Genomic DNA, 17,257 nt, shown 5'->3' on the forward strand with positions numbered 1-17,257 from the left:
AACCCCACCCTACGGCGGCTTGTAGGGTGGGGTTTCACCCCACCATGCCCCCTTACGGCTGGATCGAACAGCATCCCGACAGCATCCGTGGCTGATCCCCATGCAGCACCATCACCGCCGACAGCCCATAAAGCCGGTCCGACATCCCGTCCGAACAGATCTGCGGATGCGAGAACAGCGTCATGTCCCGCGCCACGACCACCCGCGCGGGATCGCGGAAGATGCCGCTGTCCAGCACCGCCTGAACGGGACGTCGGTCGCCCGCCTGATTTTCGGGCGTGCGCAGGACCAGATCGCCCCCTTCGCGCTTCGCGTCCCAGAACGGCTCGGTCCCCAGGCAGCGGAACGCGGCGGGCAATGCGCCCGGCTCCCACACATCGACGCGATAGGACAGATAGCGCATCGACACCCAGCCCGACCGCTCGGGCGTGTTGACCCGGCCCCAGCCCCGGCGCTCCTCGACCACCTCGATGGCCTTTGCGCCCGGCGCCAGGGTGCCGATGATCTCGGACGACGCGTTCGGCTCGGCCCGGATGTTCAGGACGTCATTCGCGGCGACGCCCGCCACGTCGAACAGGGTGGGCAGGATGTATTCCTGCGTGGCTGAGGCGGGACCGGCAAGGGCAAGCGTCAGGGCAAGGGCTGTGCGGAACATGGGCGTATCCTCCTGAACCGCAGTCTAGCGGCTTTGACGCCACATGCCATGGGGTCCGTTCACGGATGGTTCCCCCCGCGCGCCGAAGCCGCTAGAACAAGCCCCATGACGACGCGCCTGATTGCAGACGAAGACCTGACCGCCGCCCTGGCACGGATGCTGGCCGCCACCCTGCGGCCCGGCCGGACGGTGCTGCTGGACGGGCCGGTCGGGGCGGGCAAGACCCATTTCGCCCGCGCCTTCATCCGCGCCCGGCAGGGCGATGCGGCCGAGGATGTGCCAAGCCCCACCTTCACGCTGGTCCAGACCTATGACGACCCGCTGGGGTTCGAGATCTGGCACGCCGACCTCTATCGCCTGACCGACCCTTCGGAACTGGCCGAACTGGGGCTGGAGGAGGCGTTGACCGACGCCATCTGCCTGATCGAATGGCCCGACCGGCTGGAGCGGCTGCCGGACGGCGCCATCACCGTCGCCATCGCCGCCCATGCGAACCCCGACCTGCGCCAGATCACCCTGATTGCGCCCGACGCCGCCCGCATCGCGGCCCGCGCCACCTTCGTGGCAGGCGCCGGTTGGGCCGAGGCGCGGGTGCTGCCGCTGGCGGGGGATGCCTCGGCCCGGCGCTATTTCCGGCTGGTGGGACCGCAGGGCAGCGCGGTGCTGATGGACGATCCGTCGGGGGCCTGCGCGCCTTTCGTTGCGATGACGGACTGGCTGCGCGGCCACGGCTTCGGCGCGCCTGCGATCCTGGCGCAGGACCAGAGGGCGGGCCTGCTGCTGGTCGAGGATCTGGGCGACGACCTGGTCGCCCGCGTGCTGGAACGTGACGCTGCGATGGCGCCCAGGGTCTATGACCGGATCGCGGATTTCCTGGTCGATCTGCACCGCCATGCGGTCCCCGCTTTCGTGGCGCCGCTGGACGGGCCGGTGCTGGCCGAACAGGTGGGCCTGTTCGCGGACTGGTATCCGCAGGCGGCGGGCGCCACGGGCGGAGAGGAGATCGCCCCCCTGATCGCCCGCCTGCACGCGGAACTGGCCGCCGATATGCCCCCCGTCCTGTCGCTGCGCGACTTTCACGCGGAAAACCTGATCTGGCGGGGCGATGCGGCCCTGGGCCTGATCGACTATCAGGATGCGGTGGCGTGCCATCCGGCCTATGACCTGGTGTCGGCCCTGCAGGACGCGCGCCGCGATGTGGACCCGCAGATCGAGGCCGCCTGCATCGCCCGCTATCTGGCCGCGACGGGGTTGGACGGGGACCGCTTCCGCGCGGCCTATGCCCTGCTGGGGGCGCAGCGGAATTTGCGGATCATGGGCATCTTCACGCGGCTGTGCCTGCGCGACGGCAAGACGCGATACCTGGACTTCATGCCCCGCGTCTGGGGATATATCCAGCGCAACCTCGGCCATCCGGCGCTTGCGCCGCTGGCGCAGGCCGTCGCCGCCCTGCCCGCGCCCGACGCCGCCACCGTCGAAAGGATCCGTGCCCGATGCGCCCGCTGATGATCTTTGCCGCAGGGCTTGGCACGCGGATGCGCCCGCTGACGGACAACTGCCCGAAGCCGCTGATCCCGGTCGCCGGCCGGACCCTGCTGGACCGTGCGCTGGATCTGGGCCGGGCAGCGGGCGCCGGGCCGGTGGTCGTCAACACCCATTACCTGGGCGACCGGATCGCCGCCCATCTGGCGGGCGGCGACGTGGCGGTCAGCCATGAGCCAGGCGAAATCCTGGATACCGGCGGCGGGCTGCGCCAGGCCCTGCCGCTGCTGGGCCAAGGTCCGGTGATGACGCTGAACCCCGACGTGGTCTGGACCGGGCCGAACCCGCTGGCCGCGCTGGATGCGGCCTGGCGCGACGACATGGACGCGCTGCTGATGCTGGTGCCGCTGGACCGGGCAACCGGGCGGCAGGGCGCCGGGGATTTCGCCCTGGACGCCGATGGCCGGATCACCCGCCGGGGCGATCACGTCTATGGCGGCGCGCAGATCATCCGCCCCGACCGGCTGGCCGGGATCCCCGACCGGGTGTTTTCGCTGAACCGCCTGTGGGATCTGCTGATCGCCGATGGCCGCGCCTTCGGCATCACCCATCCCGGCGGCTGGTGCGACGTGGGCTATCCGCAAGCGATTCCCCTGGCGGAAAGGATGCTCGATGGCTGATCCCGTCTTCCGCGGCCTTTACGGCCTGCCGCCCGGCACCGATTTCGCCCGCGAATTCGTGGACGGCTTTCTGGACCGCATGGCCGGCCAGCCGCCCGAGGCCATGGCCCGCGTCACCATCTATGCCAATGCCTCGCGCACCCTGGCCGAGATGAAATGCGCCTTCGACAAGCGCGGGCCCCTGCTGCTGCCGCGCCTTCTGCCGGTCACGAACCTTGAGGCGCCCGCCATGCTGGGGCAGGCGGAAGCAGCGCCCCTGGCCCGGCGGCTGCAACTGGCCCGGCTGGTGGCAAAGCTGCTGGATGCGCGGCGCGACCTGGCGGCGGGCCATTCCATCGCCAGCCTGGCGCGGTCGCTGTCCGGTCTGATGCAGGAAATGCAGTATGAAGGACTGGGCGCCGACGCCCTGGAAGGCATCGACACGGGCGATCACGCGCGCCACTGGCAGAACGCCCTGGCATTCCTGCGCATCGCCGCTCGCTTCCACCTGGAAGGGGTACCGGTGGACCGCGCGGCGCGCCAGCGCCTTGCGGCCGAAACCCTGTGCCGGGACTGGGCGCAGGGCCTCAACCTGCCGCAGGGGCCGGTGATCGTCGCGGGCTCGACCGGATCGCATGGCGGAACCCGGCTGTTCATGGAGGCCGTGGCCGCCCTGCCCGAAGGCGCGGTGGTGCTGCCGGGCTTTGACTTCGACCAGCCGCAATCGGTCTGGGACAGCCTGGAGCAGGGCACCGACGATCACCCCCAGGCCCGCTTCGCGCCCCTGATCCGGGCCCTGGGCCATCCGGCGCGATGGACGGACACCCAGCCCCCCGTGCCCGACCGCAACCGGCTGATCTCTCTGGCGCTGCGGCCCGCGCCCGTGACCGACCAGTGGATCGCGGAAGGCCCGCGCCTGCCCGACCTGATGGCGCCCACCCAGGGGCTGACCCTGATCGAGGCCGACCAGCCCGGCCAGGAGGCCGAGGTGATCGCGCTGCTGCTGCGCGACGCGGCGGAACGGCACGAACCGGCAACCCTGATCGCCGCCGACGGCAACCTGGTCCGCCGGGTGAACGCCGCCCTGGACCGCTGGCACCTGCGTCCCGACGAAAGCGCGGGCCAGCCGCTGTCGCTGACCGCGCCCGGTCTGTTCCTGCGCCAGGTCGCCGCCCTGTTCGGACAGCCCCTGACCATCGACCGTCTGCTGATCCTGCTGAAGCATCCCCTGTCGGTCACGGGATCCCCCCTGGTCGGTGCCAACGAGGCGCGGCTTCTGGCGCGCCAGCTGGAACTGGAACTGCGCCACAACGGCCCGGCCTTTCCCGACGGCCCGTGCCTGCGCGACTGGGCCGCGCGGGGCGACAAGCAGCGCAAGACCTGGGCGGAATGGCTGGCCGGAATGCTGGACCGCATCACCCCGCTGGCCAAAGACCGCGCCGAACGCCCCCTTCCCGACCGGCTGCGCGACCTGATCGCCCTTGCCGATGCGCTTGCCGCAGGGCCGGGGGGCAGCGCTGCCGCCTCGAAGCTGTGGGAGGATCGGGGCGGTCCCCTGCTGCGGGCGACGATGGACCATCTGGCCGAACATGCGGCGGAAGGCCCCAGCCTCAGCGCGGCCGAGTTCTGCGCCCTGATCCTGGACGAGATGGGCCAGCAATCCGTCCGGGTCGAGGGCGACGCCTATTACCTGCATATCCGCGGCCCGCGCGAGGCGCGGATCGTCGGCGACGGCACCGTGATCCTGTCGGGCCTGAACGAAGGCGGCTGGCCGCAGGCCCTGTCGCCCGATCCCTGGCTGTCGCGCCCCATGCGTGCGGCGGCGGGCCTGCCCCTGCCGGAACGCCAGATTGGCCTGGCCGCCCATGACTTCCAGCAGGTGATGGGCCTGCCGCAGGTGATCCTGACCCGCGCCCGCCGCGATGCCGAGGCCGAGACGATCCCGTCGCGCTGGCTGAACCGGCTGACCAACCTGATGGGCGGCCTTCCCGAACGGCGCGGCCCGCAGGCGCTTGCGGCGATGCGCGCGCGGGGCGACCTGTGGCTGGCCCGCGCCCGCGCGGTGTCCCATCCCGCAGGGGCGGCGCGGCCCGCGCCCCGGCCTTCGCCCATCCCGCCCCCGCAGCCCTTCCGCGAACTGCCGGTCACCGATGTGTCCCTGCTGATCCGCGACCCCTATGCGGTTTATGCGAAACGCGTCCTGGGCCTGCGCCCGCTGCCCGCGCTGCGGCCCGAACCCGATGCCAGCCTGCGCGGCCAGACGCTGCATTCCATCGTCGAGGCCATGGTCCGGTCGAACCCCGCGCCCGACACCCCGCCCGCCGTCCTGAAGGCGCAGTTCCTGCGCCTGACCGCCGAGGTGCTGGTCCGCGAGGTGCCCTGGCCCACCGCCCGCGCCTTCTGGGCCGCGCGGATGGAGCGCATCGCCGACCGGATCGTCGCGGACGAACTGGCCCGCCTCTCCGAAGGCCGCCCGATCGTGGTGGAAAAACGCGGGCGGGTGGCGCTGGCGGGGATGGATTTCACCCTGACGGCGCGACCCGACCGGATCGACCTGCTGGGGGACGGCAGCGTGATGATCTATGACTACAAGTCCGGCAAGCCGCCCACCGACAAGCAGATCGCGGCCTTCGACAAGCAGTTGATCCTCGAGGCCGCGATGGCCCGGCGCGGCGGCTTCGACGCCCTTGGCCCGGCAGAGGTGGCGGGCATCCGCTATATCCAGCTGGGCGGCGAGGGAGAGACCCATCACCGCGACCATTCCCCGGAACTGGAGGCCGAGAACTGGGACGGCTTCGTGCGGCTGGTCGCGGCCTATCTGTCGGGGGAAATCGGCTTCACCTCGATGCGCGCGCCCGAACAGACCAGCTATGCGGGCGATTACGATCACCTGGCGCGATACGGCGAATGGTCGCTGGCCGATGCGCCGCGCGTGGAAAGGGTGGGTGACCATGGATGAAGCGACCCTGAACCAGATCGCGGCGGCCGATCCCGCCCGCTCCACCTGGCTGACGGCCAATGCGGGATCCGGCAAGACCCGCGTGCTGACCGACCGGGTGGCGCGCCTGCTGCTGGCGGGGACCGCGCCCGAACGCATCCTGTGCCTGACCTATACCAAGGCCGCCGCGACCGAGATGCAGAACCGCCTGCTGAAACGCCTGGGCCAATGGGCGATGCTGCCCGAACCGGACCTGCGCCGCGAACTGGCGGACCTGGGCGAAGGGGGCGACCCCGATCTGGCCCAGGCCCGCCGCCTGTTCGCCCGCGCCATCGAGACGCCGGGCGGGCTGAAGGTGCAGACCATCCACAGCTTCTGCGCGGCGCTGCTGCGGCGCTTTCCGCTGGAAGCGGGCGTGCCCATGGGCTTCATGGAACTGGACGACCGTTCCGCCCGCGCCCTGCGCGCCCAGGTCGTCGAGGATATGGCGGCGGAAGGCGTCCCCTCGATCCGCGACCTGACGGCGCTGGTGTCGGGCGACAACCTGGACGCCTTCCTGGCCGGGCTGTCCGAGGCGGATTTCCCGCGCGAGCCCCAGCCTGGGCCGATCTGGCGGTCCATGGGCCTGCCGCCGGGCCTCGACCGCGACGCGCTGCTGGCCCAGGTCTTCGACGGGGGCGAGGCCGACCTGTTCGCGGCCCTGGTTCCGATCCTGGGGGGCAGCGGCGCCAAGGACAGCAAGCTGGCCGAACAGCTTGCGCAGGGCAACTGGCGCGATCCGGGCCTGCCCGACCTGCATCTTTTGTGCAAATGCCTGCTGTTCGGGGCCACTGCCCGCGTGCCCTTCGGCCCCAAGATCGGCGACATCCCCACCAAGGCCCTGCGGGAAGGCCGCTGCGCCCCCTTCATGGCGGATTTCGAGGATTTGATGCAGCGCGTGGCACATGCCCGCCCGCTCTGCATGGGGCTGGCGCTTGCGGAAAAGACCCTGGCGCTGCACCGCTTCGGCCATGACTTCACCCGCCGCCTGGCGATCGAGAAGGCCACCCATGGCTGGCTGGACTTCGACGACCTGATCCGCCGCACCGCCGACCTGCTGGACGAATCCAGCATGGCGCAATGGGTGCTGTGGCGGCTGGACGGCGGCATCGACCATATCCTGGTCGATGAGGCCCAGGACACCAGCCCCGAGCAATGGCGGGTGATCCGGCGGCTGACGGACGAATTCACCAGCGGCGAGGGGGCGCATGACCGGCCCCGCACGCTGTTCGTGGTGGGCGATCCCAAGCAGTCGATCTATTCCTTCCAGGGCGCCGACATCGCCGTCTTCGAATCGGTCCGCGACCGCTTCCGCCAGGATTTCGAGGCCGTGGCCCAGCCCATGCAGCAGCGCGGGCTGGCCCATTCGTTCCGGTCCTCTCCGGCGATCCTGTCGCTGGTCGATACGGTCTTTTCGGGCGACGGGGCGCAGGGTCTGGGCGATCCGCCCCGCCATATCGCCTTCCGCGCCACGATGCCCGGCCGGGTGGACATCTGGCCGCCCCTGCCCGAACCCGAAAAGCCCGATCACGGCGACTGGACCCAGCCCGTCGATGCCCCGGCCGAGAACGCCGCCGACACGCAACTGGCCCGCGCGGTGGCGCGCGAGGTCAAGGCGATCATCGGCACGCCCATCACCGATGTGCGCTCGGGAGAGGTCCGCGCCATCGGGCCGGGCGACATCCAGATCCTCGTCCAGCGGCGGGCGGGGCTGTTCGACGACCTGATCCGCGAGTTGAAGGCGGCGGGCCTGCCCGTGGCCGGAGCCGACCGGCTGAAGCTGGCGGCCGAACTGGCGGTGCGCGACATCACCGCCACGCTCTCCGTCGCCTCGACCCCGGAAGACGACCTGTGCCTGGCCGCCGTGCTGAAATCGCCACTGTTCGGGCTGACCGAGGATGACCTGTACCGCCTGGCCGTCGGCCGGGGGCGGCAGACGCTGTGGCAGCGGCTGCGGGAATCGCATCACCGCAAGGCCTTCGAGGTGCTGTTCGACCTGCTGACCCAGGCCGATCACCTGCGCCCCTATGACCTGATCTCTCGCCTGCTGGTCCGCCACGGGGGACGCGCGGCGCTTCTGGCGCGGCTGGGCCCCGAGGCCGAGGACGGCATCGACGAACTTCTGTCGCAGGCCCTGGCCTATGACCGCGTGGAAACGCCGTCCTTGACGGGCTTCCTGGTCTGGCTGGGCAGCGACGACGTGCAGATCAAGCGGCAGATGCCGGGGGGCGCGAACGGGCTGATCCGGGTGATGACCGTGCATGGATCGAAGGGCCTGGAAAGCCCGGTGGTGATCCTGCCCGAAACCAGGAAGCGCAAGCCCGGCCGTGGCCAGCCGCTGATCCGCCTGGACGACATGCCCGCCTGGCGCGGGCTGTCGGCCGAACGCTCCGACCCCGTGGCCCTGGCCGTGGCCGACCTGGAACAGCGGCAAGAGGAGGAACGCCGCCGCCTGCTGTATGTGGCGATGACGCGGGCCGAAAGCTGGCTGATCGTGGCGGCGGCGGGCGATTGCGGATCGGGGCTGGAGTCGTGGCATTCGATGATCGCCGTCGGCGCCGAACGCTGCACGCTGGAGCGCGCGCCCATCGAGATCGACGGTATCGGCACCGGCCAGCGGCTGTTCTTCGGCGCCTGGCCCGAGGGGCCTGTCGCGGCCGAGGTGACGCTCGCCTCGTCCGCGCAGGCGCCGGAATGGGCGCAGCGCCGCGCGACCCCGCCGCCACCGCGCGACCTGGCCATTGCCGCAACCGCGCTTGGCGGCGCCAAGGTGATCGGCGCCCCGTCCGATGACGCCGACCCCGATGCCGCCATGCTGCGCGGCACCCGGCTGCACCTGCTGCTGGAACACCTGCCCCACCAGCCCGCCGCCGACTGGCCGCGCGTCAGCCGCGCGCTGCTGGCCGGGGCCGAAGGGGGCTTGCCCGACGCCGCCGAGCAGGCGGACCTTCTGGCCGAGGCCGCGGCGGTGATCCATGCCCCCGACCTGGCCCAGGTGATGGCCCCCGATCCTACGGCCCAGATCCTGACCGAGGTGGCGCTGACCGCCCCTCTGCCGGGTATCGGCACGGTCCATGGCAGCATCGACCGGCTGATCCTGACCGATACACGCATCCTGGCCGTGGACTACAAGTCGAACGCGCTGGTTCCCGACCGCCCCGAGGACACGCCCGAGGGGATCCTGCGGCAATTGGCGGCCTATCGCGCCGCGCTGCGGATGATCTGGCCCACCCGCCCGGTCGAGATCGCCGTGCTGTGGACCACCACCCGCAGCCTGATGACGATCCCCGATCCGGTCCTGGACCGGACCATGGCGGGTCTTGACGCAGCCCTTGACCGGAGGGTCATGGCTTCATAGCTGTTGGAACGAAGCCTTTTCGCCGCGCCCCTGCCCGGCATCCACCCTTGAAGGAGTGTTTCCATGGCCACCAAAGCCGTCACCGACAGCCAGTTCGACACCGAAGTCCGCCAGTCCGGCACCCCCGTCATCGTGGACTTCTGGGCGGAATGGTGCGGCCCCTGCAAGCAGATCGGCCCCGCGCTGGAGGAACTGTCCGAGGAATACGCGGGCAAGGTGAAGATCGTGAAGGTCAATATCGACGAGAACCAGGAACAGGCCGCCGCCCTTGGCGTGCGCGGCATCCCGGCCCTGTTCATGTTCAAGGGCGGCGAAGTCGTGTCGAACCGCATGGGCGCCGCGCCGAAAGCCGCGCTGAAAAGCTGGATCGAGGAATCGATCTGATCCGTCCCTGGCGATGATCGGGGGCGGCGGGTCCAGACGGGCCAGCCGCCCTTTTTCATGGCCGCCCGCAGGCGTTCGTCCGCGTCCGGCGACCCGGTCCAGGCGGGTCCGGGGCCGCAGGCGGGCCATGGCTTGCGAAGGGGGCGGCGCGGTCCTATCTGGAACCCCAAACGGAAGGAAGACCTTATGGCGGATGACAGATTTCCCGGCTGGCACGGCACCACGATCCTGGCGGTGCGGCGCGGCGGCAAGGTGGTGGTCGCGGGCGACGGGCAGGTCAGCGTCGGCCAGACGGTGATGAAGGGCACGGCCCGCAAGGTGCGCCGCCTGACCCCCGGCGGGCGCGACGTGGTGGTGGGCTTTGCCGGATCGACCGCCGACGCCTTCACCCTGCTGGAGCGGCTGGAAAAGAAGCTGGAAGCCGCCCCCGGCCAGTTGCAGCGCGCCTGCGTCGATCTGGCCAAGGACTGGCGCATGGACAAGTACCTGCGCAACCTGGAGGCCATGCTGATCGTCACCGACGGGCAGGGGCTTTATGTCGTGACCGGCGCGGGCGACGTGCTGGAACCCGAACATGACGTGGCCGCCATCGGTTCGGGCGGCAACTTCGCCCTTGCCGCCGCGCGGGGCCTGCTGGAAAGCGGCCTGGACGCCGAAGGCGTGGCCCGCAAGGCCATGGCGATCGCGGCGGACATCTGCGTCTATACGAACGGCAACCTGACGGTTGAAACGATCAGCGCCTGAAAGCGCGCGGATACTGGGCGCAGGCCCGGTATCCGGCGGAAAGGCTACAGCCGGACGGTGCCCACGTTGTCCTTGTAGCTTTCCTTGGGGTCGCTGATGCCAAGGGCCACTAGGACGCCCGCGACGATGCTGGAGGCATCCAGCCAGATCTCGGCTTTCTGCGGGTCGAAGCGCAGCAAGGCCAGCTTCGGGTCGTCCTTGCCCCCTTCGCACCAGGCGGCGACATGGGCGCTCCACAGCCGGTCCGCGATGGCTGGATCGGTGTCCTCGGTCAGCATGCCCTCGATCGAGGCTCAGAGGTCATGACCCTTGGACACGACCTGTACGCCGGCATCCTGCGAACCGCCCGCCAGCTTTTCCACCAGTGCGTTGTCCCTGGAGGTGAAGAACCACAGCGGCCCGTGATCGCCTTCCTCGGTCTGCGAGGTCATGGGCCGGGCATGGCCGTGTTCGCCGCCCGCAAGACCCAGCATCACGGTCATGTCGGACCGGAGGGCTTTCCACAGGCGGGCTTTCAACGCGTCGGGCTTGGGCATCGGCTCCTCCGGGTATCAGGTGTCCGGGCCAACGTGGCGCCCGCCCGGTTGTTCCCCGGCGGGCTTGGCGTCGTCCTGCTCCTCGTGGCGCATCAGAAGACAATCGCCCGTGCGGCCAGCCAGTTCCGCAATCTCGCGGAACCCCGCCTTGCGATAAGCCCGGATCGCCCGGTGGTTGGCGATGTCGGGATCGATGATGATGCTGCGATGTCCCTCGGCCCGCAGCATCGCCACAAAGCGCGCCAGGATCTGGGAGCCGATCCCCCGCGACAGCTTGTCCGGCGGACCGATGGACAGATCGACGCCCACCGCATCGTTGGGCAGCTCCATCACCCAGGGCGCGTCGGACAGCCAGGGCTCCACCCGCGCGTCGGCAACACGCCAGACTGGATATAGCCGGTGGGCTGGCCGTCCAGGTGGAACAGAAAGGCCCGCGTGCTGTCGCGCCCCTCGATGATGTCGCGGAGATAGCCAAGTTCGGTCTCGACATCCGCGCTCCACCATTCGCGCCAATGCGGCTGGTCCATCCAGGCCGCCAGCAGCGGCAGGTCGGCAGCGGTGACGGGAACGAAGGTCAGGCCCGGCCCGGTCACTCCAGCATCAACCCGCCTTCTTCGCCTCCATATAGGCGCGCAGCACCGCGTTCATCCGCGTCTGATAGCCCTTGCCCTGCGCCTTGAAGAAATCCAGCACGTCCGGGTCGATGCGGATCGACACCGCCTTCTTGGGTTCGGGGATCACCAAACGCGCGGTGGACCAGTCCACCTCGAAATCATCCTCGTCCTCGCCCTCGAAATCGCCTTCGCGGGCAAGGCGGTCCCAGTCAGTCCGATCTTCCATCTGCCGAATCTGAGCCGCCGTATAAGGACCGGAAAGCTTCTCTTTCATTTCGTCGTGCCCTCCGGGCCGTGATGATCCTGATGACATTGCCGCGCCGTGTAAAAATCCCCGCAATCACATGATCGCCAATCTTGCCGATTGCAGTCCGGCGCACCTCATCCACGCTACGTGCCTCTGTTTCCAGATGCGGCCCCTCAAAGACCTGAGTGGCGCGGGTGAAGTCAATCCCGTGCTTTTCGATCGTCTTGAGACGCTTGGCCTCGTCCCACTCAAAAACGCTGTCGTCTTCGGACATGACCGATCTCCAAATTCCGCTTGTGGAGAACGAAGCACGTCCTGTGCGTTGTTCTGGTTTGTATATACAGATTGTATCTCCCTTTCGCAACCCTTCAAAACCGCGCACCGACTGTTTATCTGCGGGTCAACTGAACAAAGGCAGACCCATGACCGACCTGACCCCGCGCGAGATCGTCTCCGAACTGGACCGCTTCATCATTGGCCAGAAGGACGCCAAGCGCGCCGTGGCGGTGGCCCTGCGCAACCGCTGGCGCCGCAAGCAACTGGGCGACGACCTGCGCGACGAAGTCTATCCCAAGAACATCCTGATGATCGGCCCCACCGGCGTCGGCAAGACCGAGATCAGCCGCCGCCTGGCAAAGCTTGCCAATGCCCCCTTCATCAAGGTCGAGGCGACCAAGTTCACCGAGGTCGGCTATGTCGGCCGCGACGTGGAACAGATCATCCGCGACCTGACCGACGCCGCCATGATCGACACCCGCGACCGGATGCGCGAGGCGGTCAAGGCCCGCGCCCACAAGTCGGCCGAGGATCGCGTGATCGAGGCCCTGGCCGGCAAGGACGCCCGTGACGGCACCCGCCAGATGTTCCGCGACAAGCTGAAGCGCGGCGAGTTGGACGATACCGTGATCGAGCTTGAGGTGCAGGATACCTCGAACCCCCTGGGCGCGATGGAGATCCCCGGCCAGCCGGGCCAGTCGCTGGGCGGCATGATGGATCTGTCGGGGCTGATGAAGGCCTTTGGCGGGCGGCGCGTGCGGCGCAAGGTCAGCGTGGCCGAAAGCTATGACCTGCTGATCGCCGAGGAAGCCGACAAGCTTCTGGACGACGACGCCGTCAAGGCCGCCGCCTTGGACGCGGTCCAGCAAAACGGCATCGTCTTCATCGACGAGATCGACAAGGTCTGCGCGCGGGCAGACGCGCGCGGCGGCGATGTCAGCCGCGAGGGCGTGCAGCGCGACCTGCTGCCGCTGATCGAGGGCACGACGGTTTCCACCAAATACGGCCCGGTCAAGACCGACCATATCCTGTTCATCGCCTCGGGCGCCTTCCACGTCGCCAAGCCCAGCGACCTGCTGCCGGAACTGCAGGGCCGGTTGCCGATCCGCGTGGAACTGCGCGCGCTGACCGAGGACGACTTCATCCGCATCCTGACCGAAACCGACAACGCCCTGACGCGCCAATACACCGCGCTGATGGCGACCGAGGGCGTGACCGTGGGCTTTGCCGACGACGGCATCGCCGCCCTGGCCCGCATCGCGGCCGAGGTGAACGCCTCGGTCGAGAACATCGGCGCGCGCCGCCTGTATACCGTGATCGAGCGCGTCTTCGAGGAACTGTCCTTCAGCGCGCCCGACAAGGAGGGTGAGACGGTGCAGGTCGATGCCGCCTATGTCGAACGCCACCTGGGCGACCTGGCGCGGTCCACGGATCTGTCGCGCTACGTCCTGTAACGGAACCGCCCCGCGCGGTTCCGGGTTGGCCCCCCGCAACAAGGGGGTCTGACCATGGGTTACGTCTTCGGGATCATCATCTTCGTGCTGGATGTCTGGGCCATCGCGTCCGTCATCAACACGAATACCAGCTTGGGGACCAAGATCCTGTGGATCGCCCTGATCGCGATCCTGCCGGTGCTGGGCCTCATTATCTGGTATTTCGCGGGCCCCAAGGCGAATTACGGCTGAGCGCCCCGCCGGAACGCTGGACTTCGCGCCGGTTTCCTTGACAGGATGGCCGCATCGGTTTCCGGGCGTTTCCCATGCGGCATCTTCTGCTTTGCGCAGTCATGATCCTGGCCTCCTGCGCGCCGCGCGGGGCGCTTGTGATGGCCCCGCCCGGCGCGCCGGTGGCGGCGGACGAGGCGATCTGGGTCGCCTCGCAGCGCAGTGTCACGGGCGAAAGCCTGCCGAGCCTCTGGTTCTCGCGCATCGACGTGGCCGTGCCGCTCGACCGCAAGGCGGGGACGCTGGCCTATCCCTCGGTCGGACAGAGGGCCGATCCGGCGGCGCAGTTCATGGTGACGGGCGGCGGCCGCTTTGGGGGCCCCGAGGGCTTTCGCCGCGCCATCGAGGATGAGCTGGCCGGTCGCCCGGCGGAAGACCGCGCCATCATCCTGTTCGTGCATGGCTACAACTACAGCTTCGCCGAAGGCGTCTATCGCAGCGCGCAACTGGCCCATGACCTGCACCTGCCCGGCATCCACGCGCATTTTTCCTGGCCCTCGCGCATGAAGCCCTATGCCTATTCGGGCGACCGGGATGCGGCGCTGTATTCGCGCGACGGGCTGGTGGAAACCATCGCGCTGCTGGACGGGGTTCGCGGGCGGGACAGGATCGTCCTGATGGCCCATTCCATGGGCGCGCAACTGCTGATGGAAGGGCTGCGGCAACTGGCGATCGGCGGGCGGCGCGACGTGATCGACCGCATCGACGGCGTGGTGCTGATGGCCCCCGACCTGGACCTGCGGCTGTTCCGGTCGCAGGTCCGCGCCATCGGGCCGCTGCCCAGGCCCTTCGTCATTGTCACTTCGCCCCGCGACCGGACCTTGCAGCTTTCGGCCCTGATCTCGGATGAGCCGTTGCGGCTGGGCAATATCCCCGACGCCCGGCCGGTCGCGGACCTGGACGTGGTGGTGATGGACACCGCCGCCTTCAGCACGGGCTCGGGTCATTTCGACATCGCCGATTCGCCTGCCTTGCAGAAGCTCCTGGTGGGCCTGCGCGACATGGACTGGACACTGCCGGACGAAGGCGGGGTCCATCCCGGCCTTATCGCAGGCGCGGTCAGCCGGGTCGAACGCGCGGTACAGGTTGTGCTGTCGCCCGCGTCATAGGGGACAGGGTGGAACCCGCCCTACCGGCGCAGATAGACGTAATAGGCGCCCTCGCCGCCGTGGCGGTAATGGGCGGGGGTGACCTGCTGGACCACCGCCGACAGCGGCGGCATATGCAGCCAGTGCGGCACCTGATGGCGCAGGGCGCCGGGCCGGGTGGGCAGCGGGCCGTGATCGCCCTTGCCCTTGCCGGTGATGACCAGCACCAGCCGGTGCCCCCTGGCATGGCAGGACAGGATGAAGCCGATCAGTTCGGGATGGGCGGCGGCCAGCGTCATGCCATGCAGGTCCAGCCGCGCCTCGGGCGGAAGCTTCCCCTGTGACATGCGGCGGTGGATCTTGTGGTCCATGCGCAGGGCCTGCTGCGCCAGACGCTGCGCGGGGCTGGAAGGTGCGGGCAGTGCGGCGGGCTTCGGAGCCGCCATCTGGCCGATGCTGAAATCGGGAATGCGCGGGCGCGGCGCGGCGGGCTTGGGGGCCGGGCGCGCTTCGGGCTCCACGGGCTTGGGCCGTTCGGGATGCATCGGCACGGCGGTGCGGGCGACGCGCGCCCACAGTTCCCTGTCCTCCGGGGTCAGACCACCCTGCCGACCTTGCCGGCGGCCCATCAGCCGGTCGCGACCAGCTGCCAGTTCGGATCGTCCTGGCCCATGCGGCGGGCGAAGGTCCAGGTGTCGCGCTGCTTGCGCGCGGCCTTGGGATCGCCTTCGACCACATTGCCCGCCGCGTCGCGGGTGGCCGCGATCAACTCGCCCACGAAGCGGACCGTCACCTGGGCCATGCCGGTGGCGGTATCGTATTCGGCGCCCGCAAGGGCAGTTTCGCGTGTGCCGATATACTGGGCCGTGACCGTGTGGCCATTCGCCGCGCGCGCGTCGATGACCGACTGGAGGGCGGCGGCCACGGGTTCGGCCAGGAAGGGCCGGACATCCGACAGATCGCCGCGTTCGAAGGCCATCAGGATCATCTCATAGGCCGATTTCGCGCCATTCAGGAAATCCATCACGCCAAAGGACGGCTCGACAGCCTTCATCGCGGCCAGGGCCCTGGCGGTGGCGCTGCCCGCCTCGGCATGGTCCAGGATGTCGTGGTCGGGCTCCTCGGGCGTGCCCTCGATCACGTCGAAGCGCGGGCGGGGGCGGTCCGGGGCCTCGACCTGCGGGGGCTCGAACCCGTCGCGGGTGCCCAGCACGTTGCGCAGCCGCAGGATCAGGAAAATCGCGATCCCGGCCAGGACAAGCAACTGAAGCAACGGGTTGTTCATGCGATTGGCCTCTTATCCGTCTTGGCTGGTAACTGCGATCTGCGCCATTATGTAGGGATTGGGCCGGGGCAAGTCCAGTTATCCCCCGAACCCGGAAAGGAATTGGCATGTGGCTGTTGTGGCTGTTCGTGGCGCTGCCCATCGTCGAGATCGCGCTGTTCATCCAGGTGGGCGGGCTGATCGGCGTCTGGGCGACCCTGGGGCTGGTGGTGCTGGCGGCCGTCGCAGGGATGGCCGTGATCCGCAGTCAGGGCGCCCATGCCTGGCTGGAAGCGCAGCGGAGCCTTGCGCAGTTGCGCGACCCGTCGCGCCCCCTGGCGCATGGCATGATGCTGATGGTGGCGGGCCTGCTGCTGATCGTGCCGGGCTTTTTCACCGACATCGTCGCCCTTCTGCTGCTGATCCCGCCGGTGCGCGACCTGGTGATGCGGCAGGCCGGGCGGCGGATGGGGGTCCGCACCGTCCACTCGGGCCGGCGCGAGGCGCATCGCCCGCCCTATGCCGACGGGGTGATCGACGCCGATTACGTGGTCGAGGACGATCCCCCCGCCCGCGCCCCGCGCCCGCCCCTGGACCTGCCCGAGGATCTGGCGGGCGATCAGCCGAACCGGCGCGGCAGTTCCGGCTGGACGCGGCATTGAGGCGCCGGATTGAGAACGGCTGCCGCGCCTGCTAGAAACCGGCCAAGACATGTCCTCAAGGAAGAACCCCATGGCCGACGAAAACACCGCCAACGGAACGGCGCAGGCGGCGCCGCAGGTGCGCATGCAGATCCTGGCGCAATATATCCGCGATCTGTCCTTTGAAAACGCCGTCGCCACCAAGGGCGCGCCCCAGGGCGAGGTCCAGCCCGAGATCACCGTCCAGGTCAGCCTGGATGCCCGCAAGCGCGCGGGCGACAACCAGTACGAGGTGATTTCCAAGTTCCGCGTCACCTCGACCAACAAGGGCGACAACTCGACCCTGTTCCTGGCCGAGCTGGATTATGGCGGGGTCTTCCTGATCGAGGGCGTGCCCGAGGACCAGATGCATCCCTTCCTGATGATCGAATGCCCGCGGATGCTGTTCCCCTTCGTGCGGCGCATCATTTCCGACGTGACGCGGGACGGGGGCTTCCCGCCCTTCAACATGGACCCGGTCGATTTCGTTGCATTGTATCGCCAGGAACTGGCCCGTCGCGCGCAGGCCCAAGCGGGCGCACCCGCCGATCAGCGCCTGTCCTGAACCA

The 17,257-nt window shown here is 69.2% G+C and carries 18 protein-coding genes and 1 pseudogene; 11 read left to right on the top strand and 8 right to left on the bottom strand.

Annotated elements, in window-relative coordinates; genetic code table 11:
• Positions 1–52: 52 nt before the first annotated feature.
• On the bottom strand, positions 53–655 hold the full coding sequence (locus AAIL68_RS03525) for an SH3 domain-containing protein (RefSeq protein ID WP_347138116.1): 603 nt from the start codon (positions 653–655) through the stop codon (positions 53–55).
• Positions 656–760: 105 nt separating this feature from the next.
• On the opposite strand from AAIL68_RS03525, the gene tsaE reads away from it, so the two are divergent.
• From tsaE to hslV, 6 genes are all read left to right on the top strand, one after another.
• Entirely contained in the window at positions 761–2,161 is a 1,401-nt protein-coding gene (tsaE, locus tag AAIL68_RS03530) for a tRNA (adenosine(37)-N6)-threonylcarbamoyltransferase complex ATPase subunit type 1 TsaE (protein ID WP_347138117.1), read from the top strand.
• Positions 2,149–2,817, top strand: coding sequence for a nucleotidyltransferase family protein (locus tag AAIL68_RS03535; RefSeq protein ID WP_347138118.1), 669 nt, complete (start codon positions 2,149–2,151; stop codon positions 2,815–2,817). The genes tsaE and AAIL68_RS03535 overlap by 13 nt, the downstream gene beginning before the upstream one ends.
• Positions 2,810–5,755, top strand: a complete 2,946-nt coding sequence (addB, locus tag AAIL68_RS03540; RefSeq protein WP_347138119.1) for a double-strand break repair protein AddB — start codon at positions 2,810–2,812, stop codon at positions 5,753–5,755. The genes AAIL68_RS03535 and addB overlap by 8 nt, the downstream gene beginning before the upstream one ends.
• Complete coding sequence (addA, locus tag AAIL68_RS03545; protein WP_347138120.1) at positions 5,748–9,131, top strand: double-strand break repair helicase AddA; 3,384 nt, start codon at positions 5,748–5,750, stop codon at positions 9,129–9,131. The genes addB and addA overlap by 8 nt, the downstream gene beginning before the upstream one ends.
• 63 nt (positions 9,132–9,194) lie before the next feature.
• On the top strand, positions 9,195–9,515 hold the full coding sequence (gene trxA, locus AAIL68_RS03550) for a thioredoxin (protein WP_347138121.1): 321 nt from the start codon (positions 9,195–9,197) through the stop codon (positions 9,513–9,515).
• A 186-nt stretch (positions 9,516–9,701) separates the two neighbouring features.
• A complete protein-coding gene (gene hslV / locus AAIL68_RS03555; protein ID WP_347138122.1) occupies positions 9,702–10,259 on the top strand; it encodes an ATP-dependent protease subunit HslV in 558 nt (185 codons plus the stop codon).
• Positions 10,260–10,303: 44 nt separating this feature from the next.
• Here the strand turns inward: hslV and AAIL68_RS03560 are convergent.
• From AAIL68_RS03560 to AAIL68_RS03580, 5 genes and pseudogenes are all read right to left on the bottom strand, one after another.
• Positions 10,304–10,795, bottom strand: a pseudogene (locus AAIL68_RS03560) (pyridoxamine 5'-phosphate oxidase family protein).
• Between the two features lie 15 nt (positions 10,796–10,810).
• Positions 10,811–11,125 (bottom strand): GNAT family N-acetyltransferase, encoded by a 315-nt coding sequence (locus AAIL68_RS03565; protein WP_347138123.1) that lies wholly within the window; start codon positions 11,123–11,125, stop codon positions 10,811–10,813.
• A complete protein-coding gene (locus AAIL68_RS03570; RefSeq protein WP_347138124.1) occupies positions 11,125–11,388 on the bottom strand; it encodes a GNAT family N-acetyltransferase in 264 nt (87 codons plus the stop codon). The genes AAIL68_RS03565 and AAIL68_RS03570 overlap by 1 nt, the downstream gene beginning before the upstream one ends.
• Positions 11,389–11,395: 7 nt before the next feature.
• A complete protein-coding gene (locus AAIL68_RS03575) occupies positions 11,396–11,635 on the bottom strand; it encodes a BrnA antitoxin family protein (protein WP_347138125.1) in 240 nt (79 codons plus the stop codon).
• Positions 11,619–11,930, bottom strand: coding sequence for a BrnT family toxin (locus AAIL68_RS03580; protein ID WP_347138126.1), 312 nt, complete (start codon positions 11,928–11,930; stop codon positions 11,619–11,621). The genes AAIL68_RS03575 and AAIL68_RS03580 overlap by 17 nt, the downstream gene beginning before the upstream one ends.
• Before the next feature lie 148 nt (positions 11,931–12,078).
• On the opposite strand from AAIL68_RS03580, the gene hslU reads away from it, so the two are divergent.
• From hslU to AAIL68_RS03595, 3 genes are all read left to right on the top strand, one after another.
• The gene (hslU, locus tag AAIL68_RS03585; protein ID WP_347138127.1) at positions 12,079–13,386 is read left to right on the top strand and encodes an ATP-dependent protease ATPase subunit HslU; all 1,308 of its coding nucleotides are present in this window, start codon (positions 12,079–12,081) and stop codon (positions 13,384–13,386) included.
• Between the two features lie 54 nt (positions 13,387–13,440).
• Positions 13,441–13,617 carry a PLD nuclease N-terminal domain-containing protein gene (locus AAIL68_RS03590; protein ID WP_347138128.1) on the top strand — a complete coding sequence of 59 codons (177 nt, stop codon included), beginning with the start codon at positions 13,441–13,443 and terminating at the stop codon, positions 13,615–13,617.
• Between the two features lie 74 nt (positions 13,618–13,691).
• Positions 13,692–14,765 (top strand): alpha/beta fold hydrolase, encoded by a 1,074-nt coding sequence (locus AAIL68_RS03595; protein ID WP_347138129.1) that lies wholly within the window; start codon positions 13,692–13,694, stop codon positions 14,763–14,765.
• A gap of 20 nt (positions 14,766–14,785) precedes the next feature.
• Here AAIL68_RS03595 and AAIL68_RS03600 read toward each other — a convergent pair whose 3' ends face one another.
• Positions 14,786–15,373: a Smr/MutS family protein gene (locus AAIL68_RS03600; protein WP_347138131.1), complete on the bottom strand. Its 588-nt coding sequence runs from the start codon at positions 15,371–15,373 to the stop codon at positions 14,786–14,788.
• Positions 15,373–16,029 carry a Tim44/TimA family putative adaptor protein gene (locus AAIL68_RS03605; RefSeq protein WP_347138132.1) on the bottom strand — a complete coding sequence of 219 codons (657 nt, stop codon included), beginning with the start codon at positions 16,027–16,029 and terminating at the stop codon, positions 15,373–15,375. Before AAIL68_RS03605 ends, AAIL68_RS03600 begins: the two co-directional genes overlap by 1 nt.
• Before the next feature lie 107 nt (positions 16,030–16,136).
• On the opposite strand from AAIL68_RS03605, the gene AAIL68_RS03610 reads away from it, so the two are divergent.
• A complete protein-coding gene (locus AAIL68_RS03610; protein WP_347138134.1) occupies positions 16,137–16,670 on the top strand; it encodes an FxsA family protein in 534 nt (177 codons plus the stop codon).
• Between the two features lie 70 nt (positions 16,671–16,740).
• The gene (secB, locus tag AAIL68_RS03615; RefSeq protein WP_347138135.1) at positions 16,741–17,253 is read left to right on the top strand and encodes a protein-export chaperone SecB; all 513 of its coding nucleotides are present in this window, start codon (positions 16,741–16,743) and stop codon (positions 17,251–17,253) included.
• Positions 17,254–17,257 lie beyond the last annotated feature (4 nt).

This window comes from Paracoccus sp. SSK6, assembly GCF_039770665.1.
Taxonomy (GTDB): Bacteria; Pseudomonadota; Alphaproteobacteria; order Rhodobacterales; family Rhodobacteraceae; genus Paracoccus.

What these genes read in the sequence shown, in the direction of transcription:
- AAIL68_RS03610 (WP_347138134.1), top strand. Translation starts at nt 16,137, where the DNA reads ATGTGGCTGTTGTGGCTGTTCGTGGCGCTGCCCATCGTCGAGATCGCG.
- AAIL68_RS03605 (WP_347138132.1), bottom strand. Translation starts at nt 16,029, where the DNA reads ATGAACAACCCGTTGCTTCAGTTGCTTGTCCTGGCCGGGATCGCGATT.
- hslU (WP_347138127.1), top strand. Translation starts at nt 12,079, where the DNA reads ATGACCGACCTGACCCCGCGCGAGATCGTCTCCGAACTGGACCGCTTC.
- AAIL68_RS03525 (WP_347138116.1), bottom strand. Translation starts at nt 655, where the DNA reads ATGTTCCGCACAGCCCTTGCCCTGACGCTTGCCCTTGCCGGTCCCGCC.
- secB (WP_347138135.1), top strand. Translation starts at nt 16,741, where the DNA reads ATGGCCGACGAAAACACCGCCAACGGAACGGCGCAGGCGGCGCCGCAG.
- AAIL68_RS03595 (WP_347138129.1), top strand. Translation starts at nt 13,692, where the DNA reads ATGCGGCATCTTCTGCTTTGCGCAGTCATGATCCTGGCCTCCTGCGCG.
- trxA (WP_347138121.1), top strand. Translation starts at nt 9,195, where the DNA reads ATGGCCACCAAAGCCGTCACCGACAGCCAGTTCGACACCGAAGTCCGC.
- addB (WP_347138119.1), top strand. Translation starts at nt 2,810, where the DNA reads ATGGCTGATCCCGTCTTCCGCGGCCTTTACGGCCTGCCGCCCGGCACC.
- hslV (WP_347138122.1), top strand. Translation starts at nt 9,702, where the DNA reads ATGGCGGATGACAGATTTCCCGGCTGGCACGGCACCACGATCCTGGCG.
- AAIL68_RS03600 (WP_347138131.1), bottom strand. Translation starts at nt 15,373, where the DNA reads ATGGGCCGCCGGCAAGGTCGGCAGGGTGGTCTGACCCCGGAGGACAGG.
- tsaE (WP_347138117.1), top strand. Translation starts at nt 761, where the DNA reads ATGACGACGCGCCTGATTGCAGACGAAGACCTGACCGCCGCCCTGGCA.
- AAIL68_RS03580 (WP_347138126.1), bottom strand. Translation starts at nt 11,930, where the DNA reads ATGTCCGAAGACGACAGCGTTTTTGAGTGGGACGAGGCCAAGCGTCTC.
- AAIL68_RS03575 (WP_347138125.1), bottom strand. Translation starts at nt 11,635, where the DNA reads ATGGAAGATCGGACTGACTGGGACCGCCTTGCCCGCGAAGGCGATTTC.
- AAIL68_RS03535 (WP_347138118.1), top strand. Translation starts at nt 2,149, where the DNA reads ATGCGCCCGCTGATGATCTTTGCCGCAGGGCTTGGCACGCGGATGCGC.
- AAIL68_RS03590 (WP_347138128.1), top strand. Translation starts at nt 13,441, where the DNA reads ATGGGTTACGTCTTCGGGATCATCATCTTCGTGCTGGATGTCTGGGCC.
- addA (WP_347138120.1), top strand. Translation starts at nt 5,748, where the DNA reads ATGGATGAAGCGACCCTGAACCAGATCGCGGCGGCCGATCCCGCCCGC.
- AAIL68_RS03565 (WP_347138123.1), bottom strand. Translation starts at nt 11,125, where the DNA reads ATGGAGCTGCCCAACGATGCGGTGGGCGTCGATCTGTCCATCGGTCCG.